This window comes from Nonomuraea sediminis (assembly GCF_018531495.1).
Taxonomy (GTDB): Bacteria; Actinomycetota; Actinomycetes; order Streptosporangiales; family Streptosporangiaceae; genus Nonomuraea; species Nonomuraea sediminis.
On sequence record NZ_JAHDTI010000003.1, the window covers coordinates 428,303 to 442,884 of the forward strand.

General features: G+C 70.3%; 16 protein-coding genes. 7 read left to right on the plus strand and 9 right to left on the minus strand.

Annotated elements, in window-relative coordinates; all coding sequences use genetic code 11:
- Positions 1 to 27 precede the first annotated feature (27 nt).
- The 3 genes from KIK09_RS16080 to KIK09_RS16090 all read left to right on the plus strand — a co-directional run bounded on the left by KIK09_RS16080 (position 28) and on the right by KIK09_RS16090 (position 1,803).
- Complete coding sequence (locus KIK09_RS16080) at positions 28 to 882, plus strand: hypothetical protein (RefSeq protein WP_214320012.1); 855 nt, start codon at positions 28 to 30, stop codon at positions 880 to 882.
- Between the two features lie 90 nt (positions 883 to 972).
- On the plus strand, positions 973 to 1,344 hold the full coding sequence (locus tag KIK09_RS16085) for a roadblock/LC7 domain-containing protein (protein ID WP_214320013.1): 372 nt from the start codon (positions 973 to 975) through the stop codon (positions 1,342 to 1,344).
- An 18-nt stretch (positions 1,345 to 1,362) separates the two neighbouring features.
- The gene (locus KIK09_RS16090; RefSeq protein WP_214320014.1) at positions 1,363 to 1,803 is read left to right on the plus strand and encodes a hypothetical protein; all 441 of its coding nucleotides are present in this window, start codon (positions 1,363 to 1,365) and stop codon (positions 1,801 to 1,803) included.
- An 86-nt stretch (positions 1,804 to 1,889) separates the two neighbouring features.
- On the opposite strand, the gene KIK09_RS16095 is transcribed toward KIK09_RS16090, so the two are convergent.
- Positions 1,890 to 2,240 (minus strand): hypothetical protein, encoded by a 351-nt coding sequence (locus tag KIK09_RS16095; protein ID WP_214320015.1) that lies wholly within the window; start codon positions 2,238 to 2,240, stop codon positions 1,890 to 1,892.
- Positions 2,241 to 2,483: 243 nt separating this feature from the next.
- On the opposite strand from KIK09_RS16095, the gene KIK09_RS16100 reads away from it, so the two are divergent.
- Positions 2,484 to 4,205, plus strand: coding sequence for an ABC transporter ATP-binding protein (locus tag KIK09_RS16100; RefSeq protein ID WP_214320016.1), 1,722 nt, complete (start codon positions 2,484 to 2,486; stop codon positions 4,203 to 4,205).
- On the plus strand, positions 4,202 to 6,028 hold the full coding sequence (locus tag KIK09_RS16105; RefSeq protein ID WP_214320017.1) for an ABC transporter ATP-binding protein: 1,827 nt from the start codon (positions 4,202 to 4,204) through the stop codon (positions 6,026 to 6,028). The genes KIK09_RS16100 and KIK09_RS16105 overlap by 4 nt, the downstream gene beginning before the upstream one ends.
- Before the next feature lie 44 nt (positions 6,029 to 6,072).
- Here KIK09_RS16105 and KIK09_RS16110 read toward each other — a convergent pair whose 3' ends face one another.
- From KIK09_RS16110 to KIK09_RS16130, 5 genes are all read right to left on the minus strand, one after another.
- On the minus strand, positions 6,073 to 6,501 hold the full coding sequence (locus KIK09_RS16110) for a hypothetical protein (protein ID WP_214320018.1): 429 nt from the start codon (positions 6,499 to 6,501) through the stop codon (positions 6,073 to 6,075).
- A 105-nt stretch (positions 6,502 to 6,606) separates the two neighbouring features.
- Positions 6,607 to 6,951 carry a hypothetical protein gene (locus KIK09_RS16115; RefSeq protein ID WP_214320019.1) on the minus strand — a complete coding sequence of 115 codons (345 nt, stop codon included), beginning with the start codon at positions 6,949 to 6,951 and terminating at the stop codon, positions 6,607 to 6,609.
- A gap of 42 nt (positions 6,952 to 6,993) precedes the next feature.
- Positions 6,994 to 7,323 carry a DUF202 domain-containing protein gene (locus tag KIK09_RS16120; protein WP_214320020.1) on the minus strand — a complete coding sequence of 110 codons (330 nt, stop codon included), beginning with the start codon at positions 7,321 to 7,323 and terminating at the stop codon, positions 6,994 to 6,996.
- A gap of 1 nt (position 7,324) precedes the next feature.
- Positions 7,325 to 7,651, minus strand: coding sequence for a YidH family protein (locus KIK09_RS16125; protein WP_214320021.1), 327 nt, complete (start codon positions 7,649 to 7,651; stop codon positions 7,325 to 7,327).
- A gap of 45 nt (positions 7,652 to 7,696) precedes the next feature.
- A complete protein-coding gene (locus tag KIK09_RS16130) occupies positions 7,697 to 8,077 on the minus strand; it encodes a DUF8711 family protein (protein WP_214320022.1) in 381 nt (126 codons plus the stop codon).
- An 80-nt stretch (positions 8,078 to 8,157) separates the two neighbouring features.
- On the opposite strand from KIK09_RS16130, the gene KIK09_RS16135 reads away from it, so the two are divergent.
- Positions 8,158 to 8,415, plus strand: coding sequence for a ubiquitin carboxyl-terminal hydrolase 14 (locus tag KIK09_RS16135; protein ID WP_214320023.1), 258 nt, complete (start codon positions 8,158 to 8,160; stop codon positions 8,413 to 8,415).
- Here KIK09_RS16135 and KIK09_RS16140 read toward each other — a convergent pair.
- The 3 genes from KIK09_RS16140 to KIK09_RS16150 form a co-directional block, all read right to left on the minus strand.
- Positions 8,412 to 9,989, minus strand: coding sequence for a Na+/H+ antiporter (locus tag KIK09_RS16140; RefSeq protein ID WP_214320024.1), 1,578 nt, complete (start codon positions 9,987 to 9,989; stop codon positions 8,412 to 8,414). The genes KIK09_RS16135 and KIK09_RS16140 overlap by 4 nt on opposite strands.
- A 10-nt stretch (positions 9,990 to 9,999) precedes the next feature.
- Positions 10,000 to 11,088, minus strand: coding sequence for a CapA family protein (locus KIK09_RS16145; RefSeq protein ID WP_214320025.1), 1,089 nt, complete (start codon positions 11,086 to 11,088; stop codon positions 10,000 to 10,002).
- 116 nt (positions 11,089 to 11,204) lie between these two features.
- On the minus strand, positions 11,205 to 12,254 hold the full coding sequence (locus KIK09_RS16150) for a hypothetical protein (RefSeq protein WP_214320026.1): 1,050 nt from the start codon (positions 12,252 to 12,254) through the stop codon (positions 11,205 to 11,207).
- Between the two features lie 228 nt (positions 12,255 to 12,482).
- Here KIK09_RS16150 and KIK09_RS16155 point away from each other — a divergent pair, with 228 nt between their 5' ends.
- Positions 12,483 to 14,468 carry an ATP-dependent DNA helicase gene (locus tag KIK09_RS16155; RefSeq protein ID WP_214320027.1) on the plus strand — a complete coding sequence of 662 codons (1,986 nt, stop codon included), beginning with the start codon at positions 12,483 to 12,485 and terminating at the stop codon, positions 14,466 to 14,468.
- Positions 14,469 to 14,582 lie beyond the last annotated feature (114 nt).

The following is a 14,582-nucleotide window of genomic DNA, read 5'->3' on the forward strand; positions in this document are numbered from 1 at the left end:
TCGCAAACGGGAAATGGTACTGATCACGTGACGGCTTTACCCGTGCTTTCGCGCTCGGCCGCGACGGCGCAGTTGCTCCACACGCTGGCCCGCGCTCCGGCGGAGCGGCTGACCGGCGTGCTCCGCGTGCAGGGCAATCCGGGCGGGGTGATCCGCCTGGACCGCGGCTCCGTCATCGCCGTGGAGTCCCCCGGCGCCCCTGACGTGGTGACGCTGCTGCTGCGCTCGGGCCGGGTGGCCGAGCGCGACTGGGAGGCCGTCTTCCGGACAGGCATGGCCGGCGGCGACCTGGGCGCGGAGCTGGTGGCGCGCGGGCTGGCCGCCCCTGCCCAGTTGCACGTGATGTGCCTGATGGCGGCGCTGGACGCGGCCTTCGCCGTGGCCGCGGGCCGCATCGACGGCTGCGTGATCGACGGCGCGCACGCCCCTGCCGTGCTGCCGGTCGGCGGCGGGATCGAGCCCGACATGCTGATGGGCGAGACCGAACGCCGGATCAGGGCGCTTGGCGCGGCTCGCGTGCCGCTCTCGCCGTACAGGGACCGGGTGGCCAGGGTCGCGGGGCCGGGGGACGCGCGCGTCCTGGAGCTGGTGAACGGCCGCAGGAGCTGCCGCGACCTGGCCTTCCTGCTGGGGCGCGGCCTGTACGCGGTCACGGTGGAGGTCTCGCGGTTGCTCGCGGCGGGCTCCGTGGAGCTGGTACCGCGCGAGGAGCCGCCGCCTCAGGAGCCCGAGCAGGAGCCCCTCCCCCGCCGGCACAAGGGTGCCAGCGGAATCACCGACGTACGCGCCGCCAAACCCGCGGCCCGCCTGCGCACGCCGTTCAGATTGAAAGCGCGGACGACCGACGGCGAAGATCAGGAGTCAAAGGAGAAACCCCCCTAAGTCCATGAACGACATATGGCGGCATATTAGGCCGCTATTTCGGCATGCCTGCAGAAACGGTGATTTGCTGTGATTGATAATGAACAATTAATGTCCGAGCTCCGCCTTCTCAAGGATCAGGTGGTGGGTATCACCGACCTCGCGGTCGCCACCTCCGACGGGCTCCTGATCGCCGCCGACCACGACGAGTCCGTCGACACCGATCGGCTGGCCGCGGCGGCGGCCGCCGCGCTGGGCCTGGCACGCGGCTCGGGCGACGCCCTGGGACGCGGCCTGCTCCTGCAGACCGTCTCCCGATTCAGCGGCGGCTACCTGGTGGTGCAGCCCGTGGGAGACCTCGCGCTCATGGGCGTCCTGGGAGACGCCGGGCTCGACGTCGTCCGCCTGTACGTGGAATCCCAGATCGTCGCGGATCGCATCAGCCGCCTGCTCACCTCGCCCGACCAGGCGATCGCCAGTTAACCAACAGAAAGGAGCACCATGAGCGTCTCCGGATCCTCCCGCGACGCGCAGAGCCTGTCCGACCGGATCGCCGTCCTGGTCAAGAGCCTGCGTGCCGACGTACCCGACTGCCTGGCGGCGGGCGCCATCGACATGTCGACCGGCATGCTGCTGTCGGTCGAGACGGTCGACTCCCACCCGCCGGAGGTCCTCGACATGCTCGCGGCCGCCACCCTGGACCTGTTCCAGGGCCGCAACGTCGTCATGATCGAGAACATCTTCAAGGAACGGCGCGGCATCAAGACCGACAAGCACTACTTCCAGGAGATCCTCGTCAACAGCGAGAACCTCGCCCACCTGTTCCTGCGCTTCGACAGCGACGACGAGGTGGTCGCCGTCGTGGTGTGCCGCAACACGGTCAACGTCGGCATGCTCTTCGCCCAGGCACGCCGGGTCCTGCGCGAAGGCGGCCGCCTCTGATACCCCTGCCCCGGTGAGGGCAGGCGCGGATCCTCACCGGGGCAGGTAGAGCATTGCTCAGCGGCGGCGTTCCACTGCCAGGTGTCTCACAGGTCGCGCAGGGCGAGTGCCTCGGCCTCGGTCAACCCGCGACGGGCCGCGACTTGGCGGCGGGATCGTACCTGGGCCGCGGTGCGGGGGCGGTATTTGGGCTCGCGGCCGCATCCGCAGGGCTCGAATCCCTCGTAGGTCAGCCCGGCCTCGAGGACCGCGGCGACCGCCGCCCAGCGCCGGTCGTCGTGCCTGCGCGGCGCGGCGAAGTCGTGCCCGGCGAACAGCATGAGCCTGCGGCAGGAGGTGCACAGGTGCTCGGCGCCGTCCCAGACGTGCTTGCGGCTCAGCCTGCACCGCACGCACACGTAGTGGACCTTGTAGGCGACCATCGCGTAAGTGCACACCGGTCCACCCTAATCACGCCACACCGCGCCCGCAGGGCATGCCGTACGCGCAGCCGAATGTACGACCGACAGCGTGCCGGGCGCGCGACCAAAAGCTTGCCGTGAGTGCAACCGAAAGAGCTTGCCGCACGCGCGGCCGGAGGGTCAAGAAAATCGGTTGATCGGAGGGTTAGCCTGGAAGGGATGCCTCCCGATACGCGTTCACCTCGCCGTCCCCTGCTCAAATCCAACTCACTGTGGCGGATGAAGTCCTACCTCCGCCCCCACGTGACCAGACTGGTCGTCATCTGGCTCACGGCGATGCTCGGAATCGCCACCACCATCTCGCTGCCGCTGGTCAGCAAGGAAGTCATCGACGGGCCGGTCGCCCGCGGCGACTCAGGAGCGCTGCTCTGGCTCGCGCTGCTCGCGCTCGCCCTTGGAGCGATCGAAGCCTTATTGATCTTCATGCGGCGCTGGATCCAGGTCAAGCCCGTCCTCGGACTCGAGACCGAGATCCGCGACGACCTGTACGAGCATCTGCAGCGCCTGCCGATGAGCTTCCACGGCGACTGGCAGTCGGGCCAGTTACTGTCGCGGGCCACGACCGACCTGTCGACGATCCGCCGCTTCCTCGGCTTCGGCATGCTCTTCCTGGTCATGAACATCCTGCAGCTGACCACGGTGACCGTGCTGCTGATGAACATGTACTGGCCTCTGGGGCTGCTGGTGGCGGCCTCGGCCGTCCCCATCGTCTGGGTGTCGCTGCGCTTCGAGAAGCGCTACATCAAGATCTCCCGCCAGGTCCAGGACGAGCAGGGCGACCTCGCCACGCTCGTCGAGGAGTCGGCGATCGGGATCAGGACCATCAAGGCGTTCGGCCGCCGCCACTACGTCTACGACAACTTCGACGACGCGGCGCTCAAGGTGTACCGGACGTCGATGGACAAGGTGCGGCTCTCGGCCAGGTTCTTCACCTTCCTCGAGGTGATCCCGAACTTCACGCTGGCCCTGGTGCTGCTGCTCGGCGCGCTCGCGGTGGGTCAGGCCTCGCTGTCGCTAGGCACGCTCGTCGCCTTCACCACGATGATGCTGCAGCTGGTCTGGCCGATCGCCAGCCTCGGCTACATCCTGGCCATGGCGCAGGAGGCGATGACCTCCGCCGACCGGGTGATGGAGGTCATGGACACCGTCCCCGCCATCGAGGGCGGCTCCGGCACGATCGAGCAGCCGCGCGGCCACCTGCGCTTCGAGGGCGTCGGGTTCCGCTTCGACGACTCCGAGCAGCCCGTCCTGCACGACGTCTGGCTCGATGTACGGCCGGGCGAAACGGTTGCCGTGGTCGGGGCCACCGGCTCGGGCAAGACCACGCTGACCGCCATGGTGCCGCGCCTGCTCGACCCCACGCAGGGCCGGGTCACGATCGACGGCCACGACGTGCGCGACCTGTCGCTGCCCATGCTGCGCAAGGTGGTGGCCACCGCCTTCGAGGAGCCGACGCTGTTCTCCATGAGCGTCAGGGAGAACCTCACGCTCGGCCGGCACGACGCCGCCGAGGAGGAGCTGGACGAGGCGATCAGGACCGCCCAGGCCATGTTCGTCTACGACCTGCCGTGGGGGCTCGAGACCCGCATCGGCGAGCAGGGTATGTCCCTGTCGGGCGGGCAGCGGCAGCGGCTGGCGCTGGCGCGAGCTGTACTGAGCAAGCCCAAGATCCTCGTCCTCGACGACACCCTGTCCGCGCTGGACGTGGAGACCGAGGCGCTGGTGGAGGAGGCGCTCAGGCACGTGCTGCGCGAGGCCACCGGGATCGTGGTCGCGCACCGCGCCTCGACGGTGCTGCTGGCCGACAAGGTGGCGCTGCTGCGCGGCGGCACGATCACGCACGTGGGCCGGCACGAGCAGTTGCTCGCCGAGGTGCCTGAATACCGCGAGCTGCTGGCGCAGGACGCCGACCTCGACCCGTCGGAAGGAGCGCTGCGATGACGGCCCCCGCGGCCACGACCTGGCGGGGCGTGGCCTCCGAGGACCAGGACGAGCTGTCCGACAAGGTCTCGGTGCTCCTGCGGGAGCGCTCCCGCAGGCTGCTCGGCGACCTGCTGAGCCCGCACCGCAAGGCGATCGCGGCGCTGACCGCGATCATCATCGTGTCCAACCTGGCGGGACTGGCCATCCCCTACCTGGTCAAGGTGGGTATCGACGCGGGCATCCCGCCGATGCTGAAGGGCACGGGCCCTGGCACGCTGCTGACCGTGGTGGGGGTGATCCTGGCGGCGGCCGCCACGCAGGCCTTCACCCGGCAGGCGTTCCTGCAGCTGTCGGGCCGGATCGGGCAGGACATCCTGCTGGAGCTGCGGCGCCGCGTGTTCGAGCATTTCCAGCGGCTGTCGCTGTCCTTCCACGAGAAGTACACCTCGGGCCGGGTCATCTCCCGGCTGACCTCCGACATCGAGGCCATCGCCGAGTTGCTGGCCTCCGGGTTCGACGGGCTGGTCACCGCGGTGCTGACGATGTTCGGCACGGCGGCGCTGCTGCTCGTGCTCGACGTCCACCTGGGGCTGGTCGCGCTGATCCCGCTGCCGGTGCTGCTGCTGTTCACCAAGTGGTTCCGCAAGCAGTCGGCGATCGTCTACCGGCGCACCAGGGAGACCGTCGCGCTGGTCATCGTCCACTTCGTGGAGTCGATGACCGGTATCCGCGCGGTGCAGGCCTTCCGCCGCGAGCCGCGCAACCAGGAGATCTTCACCCAGCTCAACGACGACTACCGCGAGGCCAACGCCAGGAGCATGCAGCTCATTGCGATCTTCATGCCGGGCATCAAGCTGATCGGCAACATGACCGTGGCCGGCGTGCTGCTCTACGGCGGCTGGCTGGCGCTGCACCACGAGGTCACGATCGGCGTGCTGGCCGCGTTCCTGCTCTACCTGCGCCAGTTCTACGAGCCGATGCAGGAGATCAGCCAGTTCTACAACACGCTGCAGTCGGCCTCGGCGGCGCTGGAGAAGCTGTCGGGCGTGCTGGAGGAGGAGCCGTCGGTGCCGGAGCCGCGCGAGCCCGCGGCGCTGGAGAACGCCCGCGGCAAGGTGCGCTTCGAGAACGTCCGCTTCGCCTACGTCGAGGACCGGCCGATCCTGCCCGAGCTCGACCTGACGATCCCGGCCGGGCAGAGCGTCGCGCTCGTCGGGGCCACCGGGGCGGGCAAGACGACGCTGGCCAAGCTGATCTCCCGCTTCTACGACCCGACCGCGGGCCGGGTGCTGCTCGACGGGGTCGACCTGCGCACGCTGGACGAGCCGACGCTGCGCCGCGCCGTGGTCATGGTGACGCAGGAGAACTTCCTGTTCAGCGGTACTGTCACTGACAACATCAGGTTCGGCCGCCCTGAGGCCACGGACCGGCAGATCAGGGAGGCGGCCAAGGCCATCGGCGCGCACGAGTTCATCTCCTCGCTGCCCGACGGCTACGACACCGAGGTGGGCAAGCGAGGCGGGCGCATGTCGGCGGGCCAGCGGCAGCTGGTCGCCTTCGCCAGGGCGTTCCTGGCCGACCCCGCGGTGCTGATCCTGGACGAGGCCACCTCGTCGCTGGACGTGCCGAGCGAGCGGCTGGTGCAGCGGGCGCTGCGCACGATCCTGGCCGAGCGGACGGCGCTGATCATCGCGCACCGGTTGTCGACCGTGGAGATCGCCGACCGGGTGCTGGTGATGGACCAGGGCGAGATCGTCGAGGACGGGCCGCCCGACCGCCTCATCGCCGCCTCGGGCCGCTTCGCGGGCCTGCACCGGGCCTGGCTCGAAAGCCTCAGCTAGCTGTCCGAGCCCGGCTGAAAGCCTCAGCCGGGCTCCGGGTCCCCTCAGCTGTGGATGTGCGGGTGCGTGACCCGCACGAGGTTCTCGTACAGCTCGTAGGCCACGAACAGCGCGACCGGCACGCCGATCGCGGCGAGCAGCCGTCCCGGCAGCGGTGTCCTGGCGGGAATCCGCCTGGTCACGACGGGTACGGCGGGCGGCACGCCCACGGGTTCCGGCTCCGGCACGGGCACCAGCTCGGGATGGCGGCGCAGGTACCCGTGCGGGAACATGGTCACGTGGTAGGCGCCGCAGCCGGGACAGGACGTGCCCGACCAGGGCGGCTGGACGGTGACCGTACCGCGTAACCAGACGACGACTTCGTTGCCGTAGTTGTCGGTGAGACGGCGGACGATGTAGTCCTCCTCCCACACGTGCCAGCACCGCAGGCACTCGAAGGGCCACGTCTCTCGGGTCTCGAACCCGTCGCGCACGGAGACCACCTCCGGCTCACAGACCGTACGACATCCACTGAGAGTGTCACTCGCGCGTCAGAGGCGCGGCAAGGAGGGCTCATGACACTCTTGGCTAGGAAACGCTCACCGACTGTCAGGGTTAACGATCCAGGAACGATGGACCATGCTGGTGTGCTGGCGCTTGGCCGGACTGACCAGCGGCGTCGGGTCGGGCTCCGCGGGCTCTCCTGCCTTCTTGGCCTCGGGATGGCGGCCGAGGTACCCCTCGGGGAACGTGGTCACCTGGTGCGAGCCGCACTTGGGGCAGAAGGCCCCCGTTGACGGCGGCGGGACCTGCACGCCCCCGCGCGTCCAGATGTGACTCTCGTTGCCGTGGCCGTCGTCGACGTGCCTGACCAGGTAATCCTCTTCCCAGACGTGCCAGCAGCCGCGGCACTCGAAAGGCAGGTTCCTGCGTTCTTCCTCCATGAGGTCACCCCCTTACTCCGAGTGTGCGTCTCGGGGTGCCTCTCACGCAACGCAGAGGACGAAGGTGGCAGCCCCCGCCACCACGCAGAGCGTGCCGAGCCATGCCACCAGCGCGTCCGCCCCGCTGTCCAGGGGCTTTCCGCCGTGCAGCGCCTCCTGGACCCGGTGGAAACGGACTCCGGTTCGTACCAGGAGCACCCCGCCGCACAGCGCAGCCAGCGCGAAGACCAGCACGGGGGCCAGCGGCAGGCCGTGGCGCATCGACAGCCCCGCGCCACCCAGGCCGGCCGTGGACAGCGCCACGGCGGATCGCACCCAGGCCAGCCGGGTCCGCTCGCTCTGCAGGCCCGGGTCCCAGATCTCGGCGGACATCTCAGATGGACAGGATGATCAGCACGAGCGCGATGACGGCCACGGCGGCCACGCCGTACCCGAAGACCGCGGCGAGCTTGGGCGGCGGGAGCGGGGCCTGGTCGCGCAGGGCGCGCTGGATGTTGCGCCAGCGCGGGTAGGCCATGCCGGCCGCGAGCGCGGCCAGCGTCACGAGCACGATCGCCAGCGCGGTGCGCACCCAGTGGACGAAGACGCCCTCGGGCACGGCCGCCATGGCGACCCCACCCGCGCTGAGGGCGAGCGCGGTGCTCAGCCACGTGAGGAAGGTCCGCTCATTGGCGAGCGTGAAACGGGGGTCCGGTTCCATGCAGAAAACGCTAATTTATGCCCATTTCCCCTAGACGAAGCGGGATTAGGAGGCGCAGGACTTGGCCACCTTCTGCAGGTAGTCGGCCGTCTCGTTGCCGACCTTCTGCACCGCGTCCACGGCGTCGTTGACGCTGTTCACGTCGATCTTGCTGAGCGTGTTGGCCAGGTCGTCGGTGGCCTGCTTGAGCGTGGTGTTGGCGGCCTTGTCGGCGACGTCGTTCAGCTTGTTGGCGGCGTCGTCGAGCGCCTTGTCCATGGCCTTGGGATCGTCCTTGAGCTTGCTGATCTTCGCGCCGAGGTCGGTGAGGATCTTCGGCGCCTCCAGGCAGGCCTGAGCCTTGTCGATCGTGTCGTTGACCTGACCGCAGCCGGCCAGGAACACGCCTGAGACGAGAAGGATGAGGGGCGCATACCTGAATCGCATGCCTGCGACCCTACCCAACCGGCGCCCGCGGGGCGCTCCCGGGAAAATTCGCCTGCTGCTGTCGTTCTAGGATTTCTTCCATGGCAACTTGCGAGCATCTTTCCAAGGCGGGGGACCCGCCGGCGCGCACTCCTGAGGGTTGCGAGGAGTGCCTGGCCAGCGGCGGCCGCTGGGTCCACCTCCGCCGCTGTCTGGAATGCGGTCATATCGGGTGCTGCGACTCCTCCCCCAGCAAGCACGCGTCCCGGCACTTCCACGAGGTCGGTCATCCGGTCATGCAGTCCTACGAGCCCGGCGAGAGCTGGCGGTGGTGCTTCGCGGACAACGTGATGGGCTAGCGCTCCAGAATCGCCTCTTCGAAGTCGAGCGAGGCCATGACCTCGCGCAACACCTCGTCGTCCAGCCTGCGCTCGTCGCGCAGGCGGATGAAGACCTCCCGTTCGGTCTGCATCATCTCTCTGCGCAGGCGGCGGTAGAGGGCGCTGGGCGTCTCCGAGCCGCCCTGCCCGGTGCCGCCGCCCAGGCGCTCCCAGGCCGTCAGCGAGCGCCGCCAGGTCTTCTCCTTGAGCTGGTCGATGACCTGCTTCTGGATCTCGTCGGGCTTGCCGCCCTCGCGCTCGACCATCTCGTCGAGCTTCTCCAGGCCGGCCGTGAGCGCCGCCTGCTGGGCGGAGGCCTCGGCCAGGCGGTCCTCGTAGATCTCCTGCTCGCTGGAGACGCGCAGTCTCCTGATCAGCCACGGGAAGGACATGCCCTGCACGAGCAGGGTGCCGATGACCGTGGTGAAGGTCAGGAACAGCAGCATCGCCCGGTCGCGTTCCGCCATGGTCACGGGTATGGCGAACGCGGCGGCCAGCGAGACCACGCCGCGCATGCCCGCCCAGCCGAGGATCACCGTGACCTTGGGATCGGGCTTGAAGTCGCGCCTGAGCATCCGCAGCAGGTAGGTGACGACGAACACCCACACGAACCTGGCCAGCACGGTCACCAGGAACACGGCCGCGGCCACGCCCACGACCTGCCACGCGCTGCGCCCCGCGATCCCCTTGATGACCGGCACCAGCTGCAGCCCGATCAGCGCGAAGACGATGGTCTCCAGAAAGAAGGCGGTCACCCTCCACACCGCGTCGGACACCAGCCGGGTGCCGAACCCGGTGTGGTACATCCGGTTGCCCAGGTACAGCCCGACGATCACCACGGCGATGACGCCGGAGGCGTGCACCGACTCGGCCGCGAGGTAGACCCCGAACGGGATCAGCAGCATCACGGTGTTCTCGACCAGCGAGTCGCGGACGCGCTGCAGGATCCAGCCGAACACGAACGCCAGCGCCAGTCCGATCACCACGCCCACGGCGGCCGAGTACAGGAACTGACCCACGCCCTGGAACAGGCTGACCGTGCCGCCGATGGCGGCGCCGATCGCGACCCGGTAGAGCGTCAGCGCGGTCGCGTCGTTGAACAGGCTCTCGCCGATCAGGATCGTCAGCGACCGGCGCGGCAGGCCGAGCCTGCGCCCCACGGCCACGGCGGCCACCGCGTCGGGCGGGGCGATGATGGCGCCGAGCGCGAAGGCCGCGGCCAGCGACAGGTCGGGCAGCAGCAGGTGCACGACCAGCCCGACCACCACGGTCGTGAAGATCACCAGGCCGATCGACAGCATGCCGACGGCCTGCTTGACGTCGCGCAGCTTCAGGTAGGAGCTGTCGAGCGCCGCCGAGTACAGCAGCGGCGGCAGGAACACGAACAGCACCAGGTCAGGATTGAGCGGCACGTTCGGCACGAACGGCGACACCGCCAGCCCGGCCAGCACCAGCAGCAGCGGCGCCGGCCAGCCCATGCGGCGGGCCACCGCGGCCACCGCGATCGCGCCTGCCGCGATCAGCAGCACATCAAGGATCAACGTCCGATCCACCGGCGCTCCCTCATCTCAATACGGGCACGCGCTCGCCGAGAGCGCGGACGATCCTGATGACATCATGGAGCCCCGACGCTTTCCCGAGCCGGATCGGCGGCCCCGCCCCGATCCTGGTCGGCAGCAACGCGGGACGCACGCTCCAGCCTTCCCTGGTTCGCCGGAAGCGGAACCAGGCGATGACGCCCTGGTGGGTACCCTCGGGCCCGGCCGACGGGTTGGCCACCTGGTTGCCCAGCCCGTAGACCACCCACTTGCCGTGGATGCGGTCCCACGGCTGCACCACGTGCGCGTGGTGCCCGACGATCAGGTCGATGGCCGGGGAGGCGAGCAGTCGCCCGGCCACCCGCCGCTGCCGGGCGTCGGGCGCATGCTGGTACTCGGTGCCCCAGTGCAGGCTGACGATCACCACCTCCGCTCCCTCGGCCCTGGCCCTGCGGGCCGCCTTGATGATCACACGAGGGTCGAGACCGTCGTTGACCAGCCAGGGCTTGTTGCGCGGTTCCATCATGCCGTTCGTGCCGTAGGTGTAGGAGAGGTGGGCGACGCGGACCCCCCGCACCTCGAGCAGCGTCACCCTGGCGGCCTCCGCGGCGCTCCTGGCCGAGCCCGCGTGCCGCAGCCCGGCGGCCTCCAGCGCCCGCAGCGTCCTGCGCACGCCGGCCGCGCCCTGGTCGATGGTGTGGTTGGAGGCCGTGGAGCAGGTGTCGTAGCCGACGCGCTTGATCGCCCGCACCACCTGCGGCGGCACGCTGAACACCGGATACCCGTGGAAGGGCCCGCCGGGCGGGGCCAGCGGCGTCTCCAGGTGGCAGATGGCCAGGTCGGCCGCGCCGATCACGTCCCGCACGCCCTTCAGCAGCGGGTAGAAGTCCAGGCCCTTGCCGTGGCCGTCGCGCCGTGCCTGGGCGATCAGCGGCCCGTGCAGCAGCACGTCCCCCGTCGCGGCCACGGTGAAGCTCCGCGCCTCATGGCTCTTGCCCGCGTACGGCGTGGCCACGGCGTGCGGCGCGGCTCGGCCGTACCACGAGATATCCGGGATACCAGGCGAGAAGCGCACCGTAGCGAGGCGGGCGGCGAGCGGGGACCGGGACGGCATGGAGGTGGCTGTGGGCGGCGGGAGGCACGCGGGAGCGAGGACGGCGGCGAGAAGGGCTAATCGCACAAGATCGGCGCGCACGCCCGCAGACTAGCCGAGCGCGCGCCCCTCGGCGATCACCACTCCCTGCGGTCGCCCCGCTCGTCGTACTGCTGCTCGGGGCGCAGCCGCTCCCCGGTGGAGAACATCGGGTCGCCCACGTACGGCCGCGACAGGGGCTCCTGCGGATGTTGCGGCTGCTGCGTGCCGAGGGCCAGCAGCGGGTCGACAGGGTTGGGCTCGTGCTGCGGCGGGTCGGTGCGCCGGCCGGCGCCGGGGATGCCGTGCATCGGCGTGCCGAGGCCCGCGGCGCCCGTGCTTCGCTGGGGTTGCTGCGGCTGCTGGTCGTAGTAGCCCTGCTGCTGCGGGGCGGGGGCCGCCTGCGAGGGGAAGCCGAGCGGGTCGGTCATGGGCTGCCGGGGACGCTCGCCCGGCATCTGGTAGAAGGGCTCCGCGGGCTGGGGCTGTTCGGTGTAGTACGAGGTGCCCTGGTCGGTGTACTGCGGGCCCGTGAAGGCGGGGTTGTCCTGGTAGTGGGGGCGCTGCTCGGTGTAGTGGGGGCCGGCGAACGGCTCGTGGGGCTGGGCGAGCGGGTCGTTCTGGTCGACGTACTGCGGGCCGGTGAAGGGCTGGCGCTGCGGCTCGGCGGGATACGGCTGCCGCTGCGGCTCGCCGTACTGCGGGATGGCGGTCTCGCGGGGGACGGTGGTCTCGGCGTAGGAGGCGACCAGCTTGTCCTGGTGGCCGGGCGTGCCCCTGGCGACCAGCACGTCGTTGGGCGGGAGCGCGGCGGTGGGCCGCTCGTCGAGCGGCGGCGCGGCGGGCTGTGGAACCGGCTGGGCCGGGCGGTGGTACTGCCCGGTGCCGGGGATCACCTCGGTGCCCGGATCGACCTCGGCGGGGATCGCCGGCTGCTCGCCCGTGGCCTCCGCGAAGCCGTCGTCGAGCGTGTCGAGCAGGCGCCCCACGTCGTCCATCGGCATGCGGAAGCTGGCGGTGCACATCTCCCCACGCCACAGGCTGAGCACCAGGGTGCCCTCGTGCCAGGTGACCCGTAGGCACCGTTCCTGACCTCTGGCGTCGAAGAACACTTCACCGAACGACGGCAACGGGACAACTTCCGACATGGCAGACATATTGCTTTAACCAGCCTTTATCCGTCCACTCAACCCCGGAAAACCCTACCTAACCGGCCTTCCCACGCCCATCTGGAACCCCACCGATCTCAGCAGGAAGATCTTCTTTGACCGGGTTGGAGTTCCGACGGCCAGTGTGCCATGGGCCTCGCGCCCCGGTTCCTCGAACGCCGGGATGCGTCCGTACGATCACTGCGCGTTCGGCGCGCCCACGCGAGAATGCGGGTAGCGTTTACTGCCGTGCCGGACTCCCACCTCCCCCCAGTCGACGAACTGCTCAGCACCGCCGTGAAGGCCCTGGGAGGCAGCGAGCGGCAGGGCCAGATCACCATGGTCAAGGCCGTGCAGCAGGCCATCGACGACGAGGAGCACCTCGCGGTCCAGGCCGGCACCGGCACCGGCAAGTCGCTGGCCTACCTGGTGCCCTCGATCAGGCACGCGATGGAGTCCGACTCGCCCGTCGTGGTGTCCACGGCCACGATCGCGCTGCAGCGCCAGCTCGTCGACCGCGACCTGCCGCGGCTGGCCGAGTCGCTGGTCAAGGAGCTGCCGCACGAGCCGACGTTCGCCATCCTCAAGGGCCGGCGCAACTACCTGTGCCGCTACAAGGCGACCGCGGGCTGGCCCGAGGAGGACGAGCAGGACCAGCTGTTCGACCCGCGCGAGGTGAGCGCGACCGGGCGGATGGTGCAGCGCATCCAGGACTGGGCGGAAGAGACCGAGACGGGCGACCGCGACGAGCTCGTCCCCGGCGTCAACGAGCAGGCCTGGCGGCAGTTCTCGGTGAGCGCGCAGGAGTGCCTGGGCGCGCAGCGCTGCCCCAGCGGGGCCGAGTGCTTCGCCGAGCTGGCCAGGGCCCGCGCCGGCGAGGCCGACGTGGTGGTGACCAACCACGCGCTGCTGGCCATCGACGCGATGGGCGAGATCCCGGTGCTGCCCGAGCACGACGTGGTCGTCGTGGACGAGGCGCACGAGCTGGTCGACCGGGTCACCTCGGTGGTGACCTCCGAGCTGTCCGAGGCTTCGGTGTCGCTGGCCGTACGCAGGGTGGGGCGGCTGATCGACCAGCCGACCGCCGACCAGCTCATGGAGGCGGGCGAGGACCTCAAGGCGCTGCTGGCGGCGGCCCCCGCAGGGCGCATCGACGAGCTGCCCGAGGTGCTGGGGCTGACGCTGGCGCTCGTGCGTGACAGCGCGCAGCGGTGCGTCACGGCGATGGGGCCGCGCGGCGGCGACAAGGACGATCCGGACAAGGCGGGGCAGCGCAAGGCCGCCTTCACCGCCCTCGACGAGGTGCACGACACCGCGGTCCGGATGCTCGAGGCCTACGGCCACGCCACCGAGGCCGACCGCGCCGAGGTGGTCTGGCTCGACGAGGGCAACGACCGGCGGCCGCCCGTGCTGCGGGTCGCGCCGCTGAACGTGGGCGGCATGCTGCGCGACAGGCTCTTCGGCGAGCGCACGGTGGTTCTCACCTCGGCCACGCTCGCGCTCGGCGGCACCTTTGATGGCATGGCTCGGCAGTGGGGGCTCGGTGACAAGGGCTGGCAGGGCATCGACGTCGGCTCGCCCTTCGACCACCCGCGCTCCGGCATCCTCTACGTGGCCAAGCACCTGCCCCAGCCCGGCCGCGACGGGCTCCCCCAGGCCTACCTCGACGAGATCACCGAACTGATCGAGGCGGCGGGCGGGCGCACGCTCGGGCTGTTCTCCTCGATGCGCGCCGCCAAGGCCGCCACGGAGGCGCTGCGCGACCGGCTCGACGTGCCGCTGCTCTGCCAGGGCGACGACTCGACGATGCTGCTGGTCAAGCAGTTCTCCGAGGACGAGCCCACCTGCCTGTTCGGCACGCTGTCGCTGTGGCAGGGCGTCGACGTGCCCGGGCCCTCGCTGCGGCTGGTCATCATCGACCGGGTGCCGTTCCCGCGCCCTGACGACCCGCTCACCTCGGCCAGGCAGCGCCACGTCGCGGCCAAGGGCGGCAACGGCTTCATGACGGTCGCCGCCACCCACGCCGCCCTGCTGCTCGCCCAGGGCACCGGACGCCTGCTCAGGTCCCAGGACGACCGCGGCGTCATCGCCGTCCTCGACCCGCGGCTGGCCACGGCCCGCTACAGCGGCTTCCTGCTCGGCTCCCTGCCCCCGTTCTGGCGCACCACCGACCCCGAGGTCCCCCGCGCCGCCCTCCGCCGCCTCGCGGGCTGATCCAGCCCTCTCCTGTACGGCGAGCCGCCCTACCGGCCGCCCGCCGTCACGCGCTGACGACCCGCGCCCGGCGCTTCCGGCGAGTCGGTGAGGGTTGCCCGCCGCCACGGCGCC

What these genes read in the sequence shown, in the direction of transcription:
- KIK09_RS16085 (WP_214320013.1), top strand. Translation starts at nt 973, where the DNA reads ATGTCCGAGCTCCGCCTTCTCAAGGATCAGGTGGTGGGTATCACCGAC.
- KIK09_RS16090 (WP_214320014.1), top strand. Translation starts at nt 1,363, where the DNA reads ATGAGCGTCTCCGGATCCTCCCGCGACGCGCAGAGCCTGTCCGACCGG.
- KIK09_RS16100 (WP_214320016.1), top strand. Translation starts at nt 2,484, where the DNA reads ATGAAGTCCTACCTCCGCCCCCACGTGACCAGACTGGTCGTCATCTGG.
- KIK09_RS16105 (WP_214320017.1), top strand. Translation starts at nt 4,202, where the DNA reads ATGACGGCCCCCGCGGCCACGACCTGGCGGGGCGTGGCCTCCGAGGAC.
- KIK09_RS16115 (WP_214320019.1), bottom strand. Translation starts at nt 6,951, where the DNA reads ATGGAGGAAGAACGCAGGAACCTGCCTTTCGAGTGCCGCGGCTGCTGG.
- KIK09_RS16120 (WP_214320020.1), bottom strand. Translation starts at nt 7,323, where the DNA reads ATGTCCGCCGAGATCTGGGACCCGGGCCTGCAGAGCGAGCGGACCCGG.
- KIK09_RS16125 (WP_214320021.1), bottom strand. Translation starts at nt 7,651, where the DNA reads ATGGAACCGGACCCCCGTTTCACGCTCGCCAATGAGCGGACCTTCCTC.
- KIK09_RS16130 (WP_214320022.1), bottom strand. Translation starts at nt 8,077, where the DNA reads ATGCGATTCAGGTATGCGCCCCTCATCCTTCTCGTCTCAGGCGTGTTC.
- KIK09_RS16135 (WP_214320023.1), top strand. Translation starts at nt 8,158, where the DNA reads ATGGCAACTTGCGAGCATCTTTCCAAGGCGGGGGACCCGCCGGCGCGC.
- KIK09_RS16145 (WP_214320025.1), bottom strand. Translation starts at nt 11,088, where the DNA reads ATGCCGTCCCGGTCCCCGCTCGCCGCCCGCCTCGCTACGGTGCGCTTC.
- KIK09_RS16150 (WP_214320026.1), bottom strand. Translation starts at nt 12,254, where the DNA reads ATGTCGGAAGTTGTCCCGTTGCCGTCGTTCGGTGAAGTGTTCTTCGAC.
- KIK09_RS16155 (WP_214320027.1), top strand. Translation starts at nt 12,483, where the DNA reads ATGCGGGTAGCGTTTACTGCCGTGCCGGACTCCCACCTCCCCCCAGTC.